Raw genomic sequence first — 15981 nt, forward strand, 5'->3', positions numbered from 1 at the left:
ATTTTGCGTGACTTTTTGGATGAGGTCGCTGACGTTGCAGACAACGTTGGTCATCACCCAAACCTAAGCTTCGGTCGCGAACATGTCTCGGTGATTATCTATGCCCAAAACCAAGAGAGTGGTTTATCTGATACCGACTTCAACTTGGCACAAGGCATTGATGACGCTTTTAGTAAGACTCAGGAGACAGCAGAATGAGTGAACAGACTAGCGGTGAAATTCCAGTAAATGTAATGGCTGATGCAAAACCAGCCGCGTCGAGCACTACAGCGCCTAAAGCCCCAGCGAAAGCAGCGGCTAAGAAACCTGTAGCGAAGAAAGCCCCGGTGAAAAAGCCAGCAGCAAAACCTGCGGCGAAGGCAGCGGCAGTAAAAGAGACGCACATTGCGGACAAGATTAAGGCGTTACCAAGACGTCGAGTCTGGCCAGACTAGGTTTTACTTTTTAAGTAAAACGAAAGGATGCCTCGGGCATCCTTTTTCTTTCTTAGTCAGTTATTTATTTGCAGATTGTTGCAGTCTTTAAATAAATACTGTATTGATTACCTATTTATAATCATCTATATATCTAGCGTGAAATATCAATTTCTCTTACGGTAGTTAAACCTTTAAGATTAGCTACCTTGTAACCCTTTTTATTGGAAACCGTTCCGGCATGATTGAATTACGTACTTGGGTTTTTATCGACTCGCTACAACCACAGCTTGCGGCCTATATGGGTACCGCATCGATGGGGTTCTTGCCGGTTCCGGGTGATAGCTGTCTCTGGGTTGAGGTTGCACCGGGTATGGCCGTGCACCGCCTGTCGGATATTGCACTTAAGGCTTCTAATGTTCACCTTGGTCAGCAGATTGTTGAACGTTCTTACGGTTCGATCTTCGTCCATCACCGCGTGCAATCTGATGTATTGGAATCTGGTGATCACATGCTGCGTTATATGAACACGGAGCACAGTACGCGTCATCCTTGTCGTTTGATGTGGCATGAGATTATTCGTGCAATTACGCCGGACCACGCTACTTTGATTAACCGTGACAACCGTAAAGGTTCAATGATTCTGCCGGGCGAGAGTATGTTGATTATGGAAACCGATCCAGCCGGTTACATTATCTATGCGACGAATGAGGCGGAAAAAGCAGCCAATATTAAGTTGATTGAAGCGCGTGCTGTGGGAGCTTACGGGCGTTTGATCATGTCTGGTAAGGAAGCAGATATAGAAGAAGCAGCACGTGCTGCTTCTGCGGCGCTGACTCGTTTAAGTGGGCCGAACGGACCGGGCTGTACTGACATTATGTAGAATTGCAAATGCAAAAAGATTAAGGTCTATTTGCATTAGTCGGGATATTTACTACAATCTATACGTCAACGCTAGGATATCACCGATTAAGGAGCGACTATGAGTCGACTGCCGAATGCCAGTACCAACAGCCATTTTTTACTGCGTCACGCTTCATTGCGCCAGATACAAATTTTCGATGCGGTTTCACGCCATTTAAGTTTTACCCGCGCCGCTCAGGAATTATTTTTAACTCAGCCTACGGTATCCGCGCAGGTTAAGAGTTTTGCCGAAGCGATAGATATGCCGCTTTACGAACAGGTCGGGCGTAATATCTATCTGACGGAAGTGGGCGAAAAAGTTGCCAATAGCTGTCGTGATATTATCGACCGCTTATCCAACTTAGAAATTATGCTCGACGACTACAAAGGTTTGAAGCGTGGTCGTTTACGGGTAGCGATAGTGACCACCGCAAAATACTTCACTCCGAAAGCATTGGGTGAGTTTTGTAAAAAACACACTGACATTGAGTTGAGTTTAAAGGTTACCAACCGAGAGAACCTGTTCAAGCGCATTGAGCAGAATTTGGACGATTTATATATTATCGGCCAGGTTCCGAAGAACAGTTCTGAGTTGGAAGTCGTGCCTTATATTCCCAATCCATTGGTGATTATTGCTCACCCGGAACATGAATTGGTTGGGCAGAAAGTCACGCTTAAACGTTTAGCCAACGAGCCGTTTATTATGCGCGAAGAAGGTTCCGGTATTCGTTCTGCGTTGGAATCGTTATTTTCGGCGCAAGGGCTGAAAATCAATGAACGTTTGACCATGGAAACCTATGAGTCAATTAAGCACTGCGTTATGGCTGATTTAGGTGTCGCATGTGTTTCTATGCACGCTTTATCGCCGAACGAACACCTTAACGGCTCGGTGGCGGTATTGGATGTCGAAGGGTTTCCGTTACAGAAACAGTGGAATATTGTCTATCCGAAAGGTAAAGAACTTTCAGTGTTAGCACACGAATTTTTAGAGTTCTTGCAAGAGAATCGCAAGGACTATGTACAGTCAATTAATTAACAAATTGTGTAAAGAGATTATTTTATGAGCACTCGTCATGCAATCAGCGGTACGGTTGGTATCGAATGGGACATCAATCCTCGTGTCAGCGTCGGTAGCGTTCAAGGTAACCGTGGTTTACAAGACTCTCCAGTAACCACTCGTGACTTATATAGCCCGATTGATACCCCGACCGCAAACGAATCCTGTGTTTGTGCGCCGTCTTCTGAGCGTGTTGCGCAAGAATTGTTCGATCGTTGGAATGCTGCGTTACAGACTGGTGATGCGAAAGCGGTTGCACAGCTGTATTGGGAAGATGCGATTTTATTGCCAACGGTTTCAAATGTACCACGTGTTAATCACACTGAGATTGAAGACTACTTCCACCATTTCCTAGAATCTAAGCCATATGGCACCATCAAGTCGCGTAATCTTAAGCAAGGTTGTAACAAGCTGACCGATGCTGGTGTGTATGAATTCAAAGTCGTTAAAGACGGCAAGTCGCAAGTGGTTCCGGCACGTTATACCTTCGTGTATGAATTCCGTAATAACGAATGGAAAATCAGCCACCACCACTCATCAATGATGCCTGAGAAATAATTCGGCATTAGATGCAGAGAAAGAAACCCGCTTCGGCGGGTTTTTTGGTTTTATAGTAGGGCAAAAATGGAGAAACAGTATGTGTGTATTGATTGCATTATTAATGGCAGTTGTCTTTTATGCTTTGCTTGGCAAAATGGATTTCTGGGTTTTATCTGAACGTTTTGATAGTCAGCAGGTTGTTGTCGCCGAGCAGTGGCAAATTGTGTACGAACTTTGGCCACTGTGGCTATTTGCTTTTCTAGGAGGCATTCTATTTGTGCTACTTATGATGAAGCTGGTTCCGGCAAAAGAAGAATAAAGTGGAACCACTTATTTGTGGATAAAAGCAGGTTTTACTAACCCGCTGACTTATCAGCTGTTTTAACCTTTTTACGCATTAATCAACAAAGTTATGCACAGTTTTATCCAGTCTTTATTACGGTTCATATTTTTTGGTGCAAAAGCTGAAAGCCTTGTCAATAGTGGGTTTTAGAAGCTTGGTGATTGAAGAGTGCTTCTTAATAACATAGTTTTGCTAGAATTTGGGGCAAGTTATCCACTTTTCTTATGGATGAATTAATAGGATAAAAATAGTGCCTCGTTTAAGAAGACTTAGTGATTACCTTCAAATTTAATGAAAGCGAGATTTTCAATAAATTGTTTAGCCGCGCCTTGCCAAGTATATTGAGGAATCGAGTCGGCAATTTGTGTTCGTTCTAGTTGTTTGGCTTGTTCGATAGCAATTGCTAGATTGTTGTTTAATACACCATTCACACCCTGAGTGATAATATCTTTAGGGCCGGTAACCGGATATGCCGCAACCGGTGTGCCGCAAGCAATGGCTTCGATATTAACTACGCCAAAGGTATCGGTTTTGGATGGAAAAACCAGAACTGCTGCACTCGCATAATAGCTCGCCAGCTCTTCATCAAATTTACTGCCAACAAAGTTCACATCGGGATACTGTTGCTTTAATTGTTCTAGGCTTGGTCCGGATCCAACTACAATCTTGCTACCGGGTAAGTCTAAATCCAAAAAGGCTTCGAGATTCTTTTCTATTGCAACGCGTCCGACATACAAATGCATAGGCTGTGTAAATTTCATAGCCTTGGCACGGCTTGGATTAAATATGTCGGTGTCAACGCCGCGAGACATGAGCTTAATATCGGTAAAGCCGCGCGCTAATAAGTCTTCTTGTACCGATGCCGTCGGCACTAAGGTTCGGACTGCAGGACGGTGAAAATGGCGCATGATTTTATAGAGCCAGCTCTCCGGTAGCCATGGCAGGCGTTGATGAATGTATTCCGGAAACTTAGTGTGATAACTGGTGGTAAAAGGACAGTTGTACTTTTGCGCGATTCTGCGTGCGCGCCAGCCTAAAGGTCCTTCAGTTGCAATGTGCACGGCATCCGGTCGAAATTCAATGATGCGTTGCTCAAGGTTTTTGGTGTACCAAGCAATACGAATTTCCGGGTAGAAGGGCATAGCAAAAGTGGCGAAATCATGCGGATGAATAACATCAACTTCAATGCCCTGTAACCGAGCTTGTCTGACTAGGTTGTTGAGGGTAGTTACCACTCCATTGACTTGCGGCTGCCAAGCATCGGTGATTAATGTTAGCTTGCGAGTTTGATTGCTTGTTTCTGTCTGCGTCATTCGTTTCTTTTTTCTGTCGTTTAAACACTAATCCTATAGTGCAAAGATGACGTTTATTTTAAAAACAGATGACTCCTTTGCGCATCCTATCAAGCATCTGTCATCTAACCTTCATCCACCAATCACGCGTTGAACCTAAACTGCCAAAATTAAAAACGGGCAGAAGCTATGAATTTACCGCTGACTGATATACCAAATTGGATGCAAGCAATTGCGCAAGACGATGTGATTATTGCCGATAATGACGGCGATATAGGCCAGTATCGGGCGATTTTCTTATCCGATATCCACCTCGGCTCTAGAGGTGCCAAAGCTGATTATTTAGCGCACTTTTTAAAGCATAATCATTGTGAGAAGCTCTATCTGGTTGGCGATATTATCGATGGCTGGCGTTTAAAGAAACGCATGTTCTGGCCACAAGCGCATACCAATGTGATTCGTCGTATTTTGACCAAATCTAAACGTGGCACGGAAGTGGTTTATGTCACCGGTAATCACGATGACTTTCTGCGCCGCTATTCCGGTTTGGACTTCGGTAATATCACTTTGTGTGATCAAACGACGTTTGAAACTAAGGATGGACAGAGGCTTTTGGTGATACACGGCGATAAGTACGATAGTGTTATCCAGACGCAAAAATGGCTGGCGTACTTGGGCGATTGGAGTTACGAAACCTTAGTGGTGCTGAATCGTTATTACAACTGGGTGCGTAAAAAGCTAGGTAAAGAGTATTGGTCGCTGTCCTCGTTCTTAAAACAGAAAGTCAAAGGCGCGGTGTCTTTTATTTCCGCCTATGAAGATGCGGTAGCAAAAGACTGTCGCAAAGAAGGTTTTAGCGGGGTGATTTGCGGACATATTCATCACCCTGAAATTCGTGAAATTGATGGTATTGATTACTACAATTGCGGCGACTGGGTTGAATCTTGCACTGCGATTGTCGAGACCATGGATGGCGAAATGAAGCTGCTTCGCTGGGTAGAAATCGATCACGAAACCGAATTGGATTCAGAATTAAGTGCGCAAACGGCTTAAATCTTAAAGTGCTCTAATGGACTCAATTCAGGTTGCCGGCAATAGTTTTGGTAGTATAGCGGGCAGCCTATCCATTGTTGCATCCCTTGGCTATAGTCTTGGCCGTTGCCGACGTTATTAATCACCACAGAGTGCAATCTTAATCCGGCCTGACGAATGGCTTGTGCGCTTAAGAGTGCTGAGTTTAAACAGCCAAGACGGTTGGCAATCACCAAAATAACCGGTAGCTGTAATATGACTGCTAAATCTTGATTAAAGCCGTCCGATGCTAAAGGTGATAACCAGCCACCGGCTCCTTCGACAATCAGCATTTCATTGTCCTGTTGCGAAATTTGGCAGTGTTCAGCTAATTGTTGAATACTGACATGCAAATTTGCCTGTTGTAATGCTAAGTGCGGCGAGACCGGTGGCTCGAATTGGTAAGGACAGATTTCGGCTAGGCTTTCCGAAGTTTGCGCGCCCTGTTGTAATTGCAAGGCATCTTCACTCAGTAAAGTGCCGTCTGCTTGGTGGATACAGCCGGAGGCAATCGGTTTGCGTACTCGAACCGAATAACCTTGCGCGATTAGGCTTTGGCAGATTTTGGCGCTAATAAAGGTTTTGCCGACGTCGGTGTCGGTGCCGGTTACAAAAAAGCCGGCTGTTACACCGGCTTTTTGATTTTCGGAAACAGCCATTATTATGGATTTTCCGTTAGGCGCGCTTGCGCTTCTTGGTATTTTTCCAAAGTGCGTTTAACTACGTCATCCGGTAGTTCCGGGGCGGTTGCTTGCTCTTTTGCCCAATCCAAACTTTCCAAATAATCGCGAATATACTGCTTGTCGAAGCTTGGCGGGTTGGAGCCTTCTGCATAGCTTGATGCCGGCCAGAAGCGAGAGCTGTCAGGAGTGAGTGCTTCATCGATTAGATGGATGACGCCGTTTTCGTCTTCACCAAATTCAAACTTAGTATCGGCAATGATAATGCCGCGTTCTTTAGCGAAATCCGCTGCGAACTTATACAGTTCAAGTGCGATGTCGCGAACCTTGTTTGATTTCTCTTCACCCATGATTTCCACCAAGCGTTCAAAGCTGATGTTTTCGTCATGGTCACCGACTTCGGCTTTGGTTGACGGCGTAAATAGCGGTTCAGGAAGCTGTTGTGCTTGCGCTAAATCGGCAGGCAGTTTAATACCGCACACGCTTTGTGATTGCTGATATTCTTTCCAGCCAGAGCCTACTAAGTAGCCACGAACAATCGCTTCAACCGGTAACGGTTTCAGTTTTTTAACAATCATTCCGCGACCATCTAGCTGAATCAGTTCTTCGGCTGTTAGGTAATCTGCTAATGCCATGTCGTCAGCAAGTTGGTTTGGGACGATAGAAGCGGTCTTTTTCATCCAAAACTGGGCGGTTTCCGTCAAGATGCGCCCTTTGCCCGGAATCGGCGTCGGTAAGATGACATCGAATGCTGAAATTCGGTCGGTGGTGACAATTAACATATGTTTATCGTCGATATCATAAATGTCGCGAACCTTGCCTTTAGTTAATAATGGCAGGCTGGTCAGGTTTGATTCATGAAGAGGCTGCATACTGGCTTCCTGATGAGTTGATTCTAAATTCGGTACGATTCGGTTCGAGTTATGTCCCGAGTCGTTGTTAATTCTTGGAAAAATTGGCGCTCGTGTAGCGCAGTATCAATATTGATAGTGTAATTAACGTGATCGTTCCGGCTATGGCAATCATTTCCCATTCGCTGAGACTTTTCATATCCAAGATTAGGTATCGTGCCAATGCGACGATTGCGATGTACAAAGGCATGCGGATCGGCAGTTTACCAGAGTCGAGGTAAATCGCCACCATTGCCAATACTTCCAAATAAAGGAAAAGCAGTAGCAAGTCGCCGAGCGTGACTGTTTGTGCCACCAGCATCTTAGCGACTTCTTCAATACCGGCGACAACCGTTGCCAGAGCGATAATCACTAAGCCGATAAACACCACGCCGCGAATGACGCGTTTCAATAAACGCTCCGGGCGATTTAAGGTTCGCTGGGTATATGAATTAACTTGCTTTTCTTCCATGGCCGGTTATTCCTTGTAGCCCAAGTCATTTAGTCATCGTTTGCGCTTAATTCTACAGGCGAAAAGTGACAGTGATGTTGCAGTCTTGCAAAGCGCAAAGGCTTTGTTATGCGCTGGTACTTGCTTGGTAATCGCCCATTTTTTTGCCCATTTTATAAGGATGCTGTTAAAATGCACGCATTATTTTTTTCTTGAATTTTTTAAAGGGTTTTACCTCATGGCTAAAAAAGAAAATTGGATTGCTCCTTCGATTCTTTCAGCAGATTTCGCAACGCTAGGTAACGACGTTAAAGACGTTATCGCTGCGGGCGCTGACGTGGTTCACTTTGACGTAATGGATAACCACTATGTTCCTAACCTAACTATCGGGCCTCTAGTTTGTGAGTCGCTGAAAAATTTCATGGTTAAAGAAGATGTTAAAGCGCCAATTGATGTTCATCTAATGGTTAAGCCTGTAGATCGTATCATTCCTGATTTCATTAATGCGGGTGCGGATTATGTGACTTTCCATCCGGAAGCTTCTGAGCACATCGACCGTTCACTAGCGATGATCAAAGACATGGGCGCGAAAGCCGGTCTAGTATTTAACCCGCATACTCCTCTGCATTACCTAGAGCACGTTATGGACAAAATCGATATGATTTTGATTATGTCTGTTAACCCTGGTTTTGGTGGTCAGTCTTTCATTCCTCAAGCGCTAGAAAAGCTGAAAGCAGCTCGTCAATTAATCGATGCTTCTGGTCGTGATATTCGTCTAGAAATCGACGGTGGTGTAAAAGTTGAAAATATCGCTGAAGTTGCCGCGGCAGGTTGTGATACTTTTGTTTCGGGGTCCGGTATTTTCGGTAACGCGAATGCAAACGACGCGAACCGTTACGACACGATCATCAAACAAATGCGCGATGAGCTAGCTAAGGTTTCTTAAGCAAGGCCAAAACGCAATTTGTTTTGTGATGTGAAACGCTGATGCGCTATTTGCCGCATCGGCGTTTTAGTATTTTAAGGACAGCGGTTTTCACGCTGCTCCAAACCAGAGAATAAAGCATGACTGCAAAATTAAAACCGAGCTTTGTACTGATTGATTTAGACGGTACTCTTATCGATTCAGTACCGGATTTAGCGTACTGCGTTGATGAAATGATGAAACAACTGGATATGCCGGTTCGCGGCCAAGATGCGGTGCGTGATTGGGTCGGTAACGGCGTACAGCGCCTAACCGAACGTGCGCTAATTAATTCAGTAGATGGCATGCCGGAACAAGAATTGATGGATAAAGCCTATCCGATTTTTCTAGAGCTGTACAAAGATAACAACTCACAACGCAGTGTTGTTTATGAGGGTGTTGAAGACGGCCTAAAATGGATGCAAGCGCAGGGTTATCGCCTAGCGTGTGTAACGAATAAAGCCGAAGCATTTACTCTCCCGCTACTTAAAGCAAAAGGCTTGCATGATTACTTTGAAGTGATTGTCAGCGGTGATACTTGTGCGAAGAAAAAACCAGATCCAATGCCGTTGCTACACGCAGCAGATTTATTGGGTGAATCAGCAGAAAACGCGCTGATGTTGGGTGACTCGCAATCGGATGTGAAAGCGGCGCGCGCGGCTGGTTTCAATATTTTCTGTATGACATACGGTTACAACCATGGCGAAGATATTCGCGATTACAACCCAGATGTTGTGATGGATTCTTTCGCTGAACTGCCTAATTACCTAGAGGCAAAATAAAGGACTCAAATTATGCCGAATGGACTGCTTTTTTTGTGGCGACTTTTGCAACAGCTAACCAAACCGTTTTGGTGCTCGATACAAGGCATCTGGCGATGGTGGCAATTCCAGCTTTGGCAATGGCGCCAACGATAGCAAATACCCGCATGTAAAACAGTTTTCAAAGGTTATAGAGTTATGACAGAAACACAATTTAGCGAATATCAGCAACAAGGTTTTAACCGTGTACCGATTATGCGTACCGTCTTGGTTGATTACGACACTCCCTTAAGCGTTTACCATAAGTTGGCGCAAGGTTCTTATTCTTACCTCTTCGAATCGGTGCAAGGCGGCGAAAAGTGGGGCCGTTATTCAATTATTGGCTTGCCATGTTCGCGCCGCATCGAAGTTCATGGACAGCAAGTTCTCGAGTATATGAATGATGAACTGCTGCAACAGCAAACCGCTAAGGATCCACTAGCATGGATCGAGGCTTATCAAAAACAGTTCAAGGTGTTGGATAAGCCTGGTATGCCCGCATTTAGTGGTGGTTTAGTCGGCTACTTCGGTTATGACACGGTGCGTTACATTGAACCGCGTTTGGCGCTAACTGTACCGGAACGTGATGATATTGGTGCGCCGGATATTCAGCTATTAGTTTCTGAAGAGTTGGTGGTGTTCGATAACTTGAGTGGCCAAGTGCACGTTATCGTACATGCGGATTTGACCGATACAAACGGTTTGCAAGTCGCACAGAAACGTCTGAATGAGCTGGTTGATAAACTAAATCAGCCCATTTCTATGCCGAACGACTGCGCCAGTCATCAGCAGATTGATGAGGCCGATTTTATCTCTAGTTTTGGTGAAGAGGCGTTTAAAGCTGCGGTCGAGAAAATACAGGAATATGTTTTGGCCGGTGATGCCATGCAGGTGGTGATTTCACAGCAGATGTCGGTTGAGTTTAGAGAAAGTCCAATGGATTTATACCGTGCACTGCGCCACTTGAACCCATCGCCATATATGTTTTATCTGGATTTGGCGGATACCCATATCGTTGGTTCTTCGCCAGAGATTTTGGTGCGTTTGGAAGACGAAACTGTGACTGTCCGCCCGATTGCAGGCACCCGTCGTCGTGGCGAAACCGAAGAGCAAGATTTGGCGTTGGAACAAGACCTGCTGAATGATCCGAAAGAGTTGGCGGAGCATTTAATGCTTATCGATCTCGGACGTAACGATGTCGGTCGTATCGCACAAGTCGGTAAGGTTGAGTTGACCGAGAAAATGGCCGTGGAGCGTTATTCGCACGTTATGCATATCGTGTCTAACGTCAATGGCAAAATCAAAGACGGTATGACTGCAATGGATGTGCTCCGTGCGACTTTCCCTGCGGGAACTTTGTCTGGTGCGCCAAAAATCCGCGCTATGGAAATTATCGATGAACTAGAACCGGTAAAACGTGGTATCTATGGCGGCGCAGTGGGTTATCTAGGCTGGAACGGTAATATGGACACGGCAATTGCTATCCGTACCGCCGTTATTCAAGACAATAAATTATTTGTGCAAGCCGGTGCTGGCGTGGTGGCTGATTCTGTGCCGCAACTGGAATGGGACGAAACGATGAACAAAGGTCGCGCGATTTTCCGTGCTGCGCAGTTCGTGACGCAAGGTCTTCAAGTCAACGCAGAATAAGCCCCAGCAAGAGAGATTAAAACTATGTTATTAATGATTGATAATTACGACTCTTTCACCTACAACTTGGTGCAGTATTTCGGCGAGTTGGGGCAAGAGGTCGAAGTTTACCGTAACGACCAAATTGATTTGGAAACCATCAAAACCCTAAACCCAGAATATTTGGTGATTTCACCGGGGCCGTGTACCCCAACTGAAGCGGGTGTGTCGGTGGAAGCGATTAAACACTTTGCCGGCAAGATTCCGATTATGGGTGTGTGTCTTGGACATCAGTCGATTGGTCAGGCCTTTGGCGGTAATATTATTCGTGCCAAACAAGTCATGCATGGCAAAACCTCGCCGGTCTATCATCAAGATGTCAGCATGTTTGCTGGCCTACCAAATCCGGTGGAAGTAACGCGCTACCACTCATTGGTTATCGAGCAAGCAACCATGCCGGATTGCTTGGAAGTGACTTCTTGGACACAAGATGAAGACGGTAATTTGGATGAGATTATGGGCGTACGCCATAAAGAATATCCCATTGAAGGTGTGCAGTTCCATCCGGAGTCTATCCTGACCGAGCAAGGGCATCAAATGCTCCGTAATTTCTTGGAGCAGAATGCCCAATAGGGACTGGAAAACGATTCCGAGAAGCAAATTCATTGTTAAAAATTTTCTCTGATTGCTCATTTACTCGAATGTAAACTGCACATCATAGAAAATTTTTGCCGCGACTTTGCTCCTCTCATTACGTTTGCCTGCTTTGTCTTTAAATACTTATTCTTCATAACGGAGCCAAGTCAATATGGAACTAAAAATCGCATTAGAAAAACTGTTAAACGGCCAAGACCTTTCGCATGAAGAGATGAAATGGGTGATGCAGCAGTTAATGACCGGTGCGGCAACCGATGCGCAAATCGGTGCGATTTTAGCGGCGTTACGCGCTAAGGGCGAAACCATTGATGAGATTACTGCAGCGGTAGAAGTGATGCGTAGTTTGGCTTCGGCAGTGGATGTGCAAGATAAAACGCATTTGGTCGATACGTGTGGCACTGGTGGTGATGGCGCCAATACCTTTAATATCTCAACCGCTTCAGCGTTTGTGGTGTCTGCGGCGGGTGCGACGGTAGCTAAACACGGCAACCGTTCTATTTCCAGCAAATCCGGTAGTGCGGATGTTTTGGAAGCGGCGGGTGTTAATTTAGCGTTAGAAGTTGCCCATGTTGCCGACTGTGTCAATGATATGAATATCGGTTTTATGTTTGCGCCCGCGCATCACAGCGCTATGAAACACGTGATTGCTGCGCGTAAGGAGATGGGCGTGCGTACCATCTTTAATATGCTTGGGCCCTTAACCAATCCAGCCGGTGCGCCGGCACAGGTTATTGGGGTTTTCAATAAAGATTTGGCTCCGGTATTTGCTAAGGTATTAAAAAACCTTGGTTCTAAACACGTGATGATTGTCGCAGCCGATGATGGTTTAGATGAAATTTCCGTTGCTAGTAAGACCTTTGTTGCCGAGCTAAAAGACGGTGTAATCTCCGAATGGGAAATCGACCCGAGTGAATACGATATGGATCATGCTGACCTGTCGGACTTGTCAGTTGATTCAGCACAAGAGAGCTTAAATATTATTCGTGCGGCTTTCGCTAATACCGATGGTGCGGCGCGCGATATTATCTGTTTGAACGCCGGTGCGTCGATTTATGTTGCAGGTATTACCGAGAGCTATGCAGCAGGCGTTGAGCTGGCGCGTAAAGTCATTGCCGATGGTTCTGCGACCCATAAAATGAACGCCTTTATTGAAAAGACGCAGTCATTTTAAAGATTGTTGTCATTAAACCTTGTTCCTGCGCTGCTGCGCGGGAATGCTTTCTGTAAAGACCTATGATCAAGCCACTCTGTTTTACTGCGGGTTCCATTGCTTTTACCTTAGGGTCTGTTGCAAATTCATAATGGACTCTGTTGTCGCTCAAAAATTCGATAATCAAGGCGCTCTGAGCGCAGTTTGGTTATTCCAAATAAGGGATGAGCAACGCAGCGTGTCGGATTTTTAAGCACAACCCAAGGGGCCATTGCCATTTTCGCGCCAACTGTGTTGAAAATTCGATCAAATAGAATGACTATTTCTCACGATTTCCGCCTTGTTGGACGCAAAAATGGCAGTGGCAGAGCCTAATTATGAATTTGCAGCAGACCCTAGGTTTTATCGGCATCTTCCTGCCACTACTGCCTACTACACCGTTTATGATTCTCGCGGCGGGCTGTTTTGCCAAAAGCTCACCTCGCTTTCATAAAGCACTCTTGAATAATCGTTTTATCGGCGATGATCTAAAGCGCTGGGAATCTGAGCGCACCATGCTACGTGTCACTAAAATCCGTGCGACTTGGGTAATTGTTGTAACTTTCTCAATCTCTATCGCAATTCTTTATGATCGATATTTGCTGCAATTGATGCTAATTCTGATAGCGGCCATTCTGCTGTTCTTTTTATGGCGCGTGCCTGAGAAAAATTTTAATAATAAATGATTCAATATTGTCGGTTAATTGATTTAAATAAGCGCATATTTTTATATGCAACTTGTTGTTTTTTATAATTTAATTGACTTAATTTTATGATTCATTAAACTATTCACTAAATGATTCATTTTTTGATTCGGCAGTGATAAGTGGCAGATAATAAACAGTTAATACTTGATGCGTTGCGTTATGAAATGCTGAGCTCGCGCGATATCGCTAAGCGAACCGGCATTAGCCAACCAACGGTTAGTCGAGTTCTCAAAACCTTACCGGTATTGAAATTGGGAGGCGGGCGCTCAACCGTTTTTGCCCTGCTGACCCAACCTGAGGCTCTGCCTCTCTATCAAGTTGACGAAGGCGGCAAGCTACTTTTGCTCGGCAGCCTTTATCGGCGACTTGATGGTGCGAGCGTGCTCGTTTATGCCGATGGTTATCAGGCTTATGACAGTCTGCCTTTCTACCTCTACGATGTGCTTCCTGCTGGCTTTCTGGGGGCGATTACGCTTAAGAAAATTATCCAGATAGACTCATCGTTAAATACTCGCAGTGATAGCTGGAGTCATGCACAGGTTGTCCATTATTTAACGCATTACGGTGCAGACCTGACAGGCAACTTGGTTCTGGGTAATCAAATGGCGGAGCGGGTCTCTGAGCTGAACTTTGCCCAAATAAGTCGAATCGATTACTCGCAGATAACTGCGCAAATCAAAGCATCACCTCAGGTGTTTGGTTCTTCCATCGCGGGCGAGCAACCGAAATTTACCGTCTATAACGACGCCCATCATCTGATTGTGAAATACTCGCCATTATTAAGTGAGAAAAATCCTGTCGCGCAACGCCACCGTGATCTATTGATTTGCGAGCATTTGGCGTTAGAGAGCTTGCGCGAAGCTGGAATTCCAGCAGCGAAATCGAGTCTGTTTATGGATGACCGAGTGTATTTGGAAATTGCACGCTTTGACCGTATCGGCGAGTTCGGTCGTAAAGGCATGGTTTCACTGCGGGCTTTAGATGCTGAGTACGTCGGTAAAAACAGTAATTGGGTGGAAATAGCGCAATCGCTGTTAAGCCAAAAAATAATTAGCCAGCAGAGTTTTGAACAGGTCGAAATCGCTTATGCTTTTGGGCAATTGATCGCCAATACCGATATGCACCTCGGCAATTTTTCTTTCTATATGGATGGAATCAATATCGGTGAAGCAACGCCAATTTACGACATGTTGCCAATGGCCTATATGCCAAGACAAGGCGAGCTAATGAATCCCGAATGGCAAACTCCGCGATTTATTCCTGTATCTGAAAATGCCAGAAATATTGCACAGGAAATTGCAGAGCGGTTTTGGGAAAGTGTTGGTAAACAATCTGACATTTCTGATGAATTTAAAGAACTGGTTTGTTAATTTCAGATTTAGGCAAGTTAATACGAGAGATGCTCTTGAATTTTCAGCAGACCCTAGCCGCTTTAGTTTATTCTCTTTTGCTATCAACTGTTTTCTGCTATTCCACCTGCCTGTGGTATAAAGCAAAAAAATGCTAAACTACGCGCAAATTTAAGAAAAGGTTTTGCAGATGGTTAATACACCGACGATTTTGAAGAAAATTATTTTGCGCAAGCTGGAGGAAATCCAAGAAGGTTGCGATAAGATTCCACTGCGTGAGATGAAGCAAAAAGCGCTGATGATGAGCACCACGCCAACCAAAGGCTTTGCCGATGCGTTGCAGGCTAAGTTGGATGCGGGTCAGTCTGGTGTGATTGCGGAAATCAAAAAAGCATCGCCATCTAAAGGTGTATTGCGCGAAAATTTTGATCCCGTCGAAATAGCCAAAAGTTACCAAGAACATGGTGCGGCGTGTTTGTCAGTGTTGACCGATAAAGATTTCTTCCAAGGTTCAAATGAGTATCTAACCGCGGTGCGTGCAGCGGTGGATCTGCCGATTATTCGTAAAGACTTTATTGTTGATGATTACCAAGTGTATGAAGCGCGCGTGATTGGTGCCGACTGTATTTTGTTGATTGCCGCGGCGATTGGCGATGCGCAGATGTATGAGCTAACGCAAACGGCCATGCAACTGGGCATGGATGTGCTGGTTGAAGTGCACAATGAAGAAGAATTGGATCGTGCCTTACGTTTACCATTACCGCTAATCGGTATCAATAACCGAGATTTGCATACTTTTGATTTGTCGCTGGAAACCACGTTGAAGATGTTGGATAAGATTCCTGATGACCGTATCGTGGTCACGGAATCAGGCATCCATTCACCGGAAGATGTCGCGTTAATGCGTGAACATCATGTCAACACTTTCTTGGTTGGCGAAGCCTTTATGCGAGCCGATAATCCCGGTGAAAAGTTAGCGGAACTATTCCGCTAATTTACTCGATAGGCTGTGCCGAAGACGATCTGATTTCGGCGCAGGCTACACT

General features: G+C 45.1%; 19 protein-coding genes. 15 read left to right on the forward strand and 4 right to left on the reverse strand.

From position 1 onward, the window contains the following. The 6 genes from J3998_RS05470 to J3998_RS05495 form a co-directional block, all read left to right on the forward strand. On the forward strand, window positions 1–198 hold a 198-nt coding region (locus tag J3998_RS05470), incomplete at its 5' end, for a 4a-hydroxytetrahydrobiopterin dehydratase (RefSeq protein WP_208148471.1). After that, the gene (locus J3998_RS05475; RefSeq protein ID WP_208148472.1) at window positions 195–434 is read left to right on the forward strand and encodes a hypothetical protein; all 240 of its coding nucleotides are present in this window, start codon (window positions 195–197) and stop codon (window positions 432–434) included. The genes J3998_RS05470 and J3998_RS05475, both read left to right, overlap by 4 nt. Window positions 435–654: 220 nt before the next feature. Then, entirely contained in the window at window positions 655–1296 is a 642-nt protein-coding gene (locus tag J3998_RS05480; RefSeq protein WP_208148473.1) for a BMC domain-containing protein, read from the forward strand. 99 nt (window positions 1297–1395) lie between these two features. Then, complete coding sequence (locus tag J3998_RS05485; protein WP_208148474.1) at window positions 1396–2352, forward strand: LysR family transcriptional regulator; 957 nt, start codon at window positions 1396–1398, stop codon at window positions 2350–2352. A gap of 24 nt (window positions 2353–2376) precedes the next feature. Continuing rightward, a complete protein-coding gene (locus J3998_RS05490; RefSeq protein WP_208148475.1) occupies window positions 2377–2931 on the forward strand; it encodes an SgcJ/EcaC family oxidoreductase in 555 nt (184 codons plus the stop codon). A gap of 79 nt (window positions 2932–3010) precedes the next feature. Further along, a complete protein-coding gene (locus J3998_RS05495; protein WP_208148476.1) occupies window positions 3011–3232 on the forward strand; it encodes a hypothetical protein in 222 nt (73 codons plus the stop codon). A 293-nt stretch (window positions 3233–3525) separates the two neighbouring features. Here the strand turns inward: J3998_RS05495 and J3998_RS05500 are convergent, their stop codons facing one another. Continuing rightward, window positions 3526–4569: a glycosyltransferase family 4 protein gene (locus J3998_RS05500; protein WP_208148477.1), complete on the reverse strand. Its 1044-nt coding sequence runs from the start codon at window positions 4567–4569 to the stop codon at window positions 3526–3528. A 168-nt stretch (window positions 4570–4737) separates the two neighbouring features. On the opposite strand from J3998_RS05500, the gene J3998_RS05505 reads away from it, so the two are divergent. Continuing rightward, window positions 4738–5601 carry a UDP-2,3-diacylglucosamine diphosphatase gene (locus J3998_RS05505; protein WP_208148478.1) on the forward strand — a complete coding sequence of 288 codons (864 nt, stop codon included), beginning with the start codon at window positions 4738–4740 and terminating at the stop codon, window positions 5599–5601. Here J3998_RS05505 and bioD read toward each other — a convergent pair. The 3 genes from bioD to J3998_RS05520 all read right to left on the reverse strand — a co-directional run bounded on the left by bioD (window position 5598) and on the right by J3998_RS05520 (window position 7661). After that, entirely contained in the window at window positions 5598–6278 is a 681-nt protein-coding gene (gene bioD, locus J3998_RS05510) for a dethiobiotin synthase (RefSeq protein WP_208148479.1), read from the reverse strand. The genes J3998_RS05505 and bioD overlap by 4 nt on opposite strands. A 2-nt stretch (window positions 6279–6280) precedes the next feature. After that, entirely contained in the window at window positions 6281–7171 is an 891-nt protein-coding gene (locus tag J3998_RS05515) for a phosphoribosylaminoimidazolesuccinocarboxamide synthase (RefSeq protein WP_208148480.1), read from the reverse strand. A 67-nt stretch (window positions 7172–7238) separates the two neighbouring features. Beyond that, window positions 7239–7661, reverse strand: coding sequence for a phosphate-starvation-inducible protein PsiE (locus tag J3998_RS05520; RefSeq protein ID WP_208148481.1), 423 nt, complete (start codon window positions 7659–7661; stop codon window positions 7239–7241). Window positions 7662–7878: 217 nt separating this feature from the next. On the opposite strand from J3998_RS05520, the gene rpe reads away from it, so the two are divergent. The 8 genes from rpe to trpC all read left to right on the forward strand — a co-directional run bounded on the left by rpe (window position 7879) and on the right by trpC (window position 15929). After that, window positions 7879–8586: a ribulose-phosphate 3-epimerase gene (gene rpe / locus J3998_RS05525; RefSeq protein ID WP_208148482.1), complete on the forward strand. Its 708-nt coding sequence runs from the start codon at window positions 7879–7881 to the stop codon at window positions 8584–8586. 119 nt (window positions 8587–8705) lie between these two features. Continuing rightward, window positions 8706–9386 (forward strand): phosphoglycolate phosphatase, encoded by a 681-nt coding sequence (locus tag J3998_RS05530; protein WP_208148483.1) that lies wholly within the window; start codon window positions 8706–8708, stop codon window positions 9384–9386. A gap of 177 nt (window positions 9387–9563) precedes the next feature. Beyond that, window positions 9564–11054 carry an anthranilate synthase component I gene (gene trpE / locus J3998_RS05535; protein ID WP_208148484.1) on the forward strand — a complete coding sequence of 497 codons (1491 nt, stop codon included), beginning with the start codon at window positions 9564–9566 and terminating at the stop codon, window positions 11052–11054. A gap of 24 nt (window positions 11055–11078) precedes the next feature. Next, the gene (locus tag J3998_RS05540; RefSeq protein WP_208148485.1) at window positions 11079–11666 is read left to right on the forward strand and encodes an anthranilate synthase component II; all 588 of its coding nucleotides are present in this window, start codon (window positions 11079–11081) and stop codon (window positions 11664–11666) included. 175 nt (window positions 11667–11841) lie between these two features. Beyond that, a complete protein-coding gene (trpD, locus tag J3998_RS05545; protein WP_208148486.1) occupies window positions 11842–12861 on the forward strand; it encodes an anthranilate phosphoribosyltransferase in 1020 nt (339 codons plus the stop codon). A 356-nt stretch (window positions 12862–13217) separates the two neighbouring features. Further along, window positions 13218–13565 carry a YbaN family protein gene (locus J3998_RS05550; RefSeq protein ID WP_208148487.1) on the forward strand — a complete coding sequence of 116 codons (348 nt, stop codon included), beginning with the start codon at window positions 13218–13220 and terminating at the stop codon, window positions 13563–13565. A 140-nt stretch (window positions 13566–13705) separates the two neighbouring features. Continuing rightward, a complete protein-coding gene (locus J3998_RS13485; RefSeq protein WP_208148488.1) occupies window positions 13706–14956 on the forward strand; it encodes a HipA domain-containing protein in 1251 nt (416 codons plus the stop codon). Between the two features lie 169 nt (window positions 14957–15125). Then, window positions 15126–15929, forward strand: a complete 804-nt coding sequence (trpC, locus tag J3998_RS05560; RefSeq protein WP_208148489.1) for an indole-3-glycerol phosphate synthase TrpC — start codon at window positions 15126–15128, stop codon at window positions 15927–15929. Window positions 15930–15981 lie beyond the last annotated feature (52 nt).

Source organism: Thiomicrorhabdus marina (genome assembly GCF_017571465.1).
In the GTDB taxonomy this organism is placed as follows: domain Bacteria; phylum Pseudomonadota; class Gammaproteobacteria; order Thiomicrospirales; family Thiomicrospiraceae; genus Thiomicrorhabdus; species Thiomicrorhabdus marina.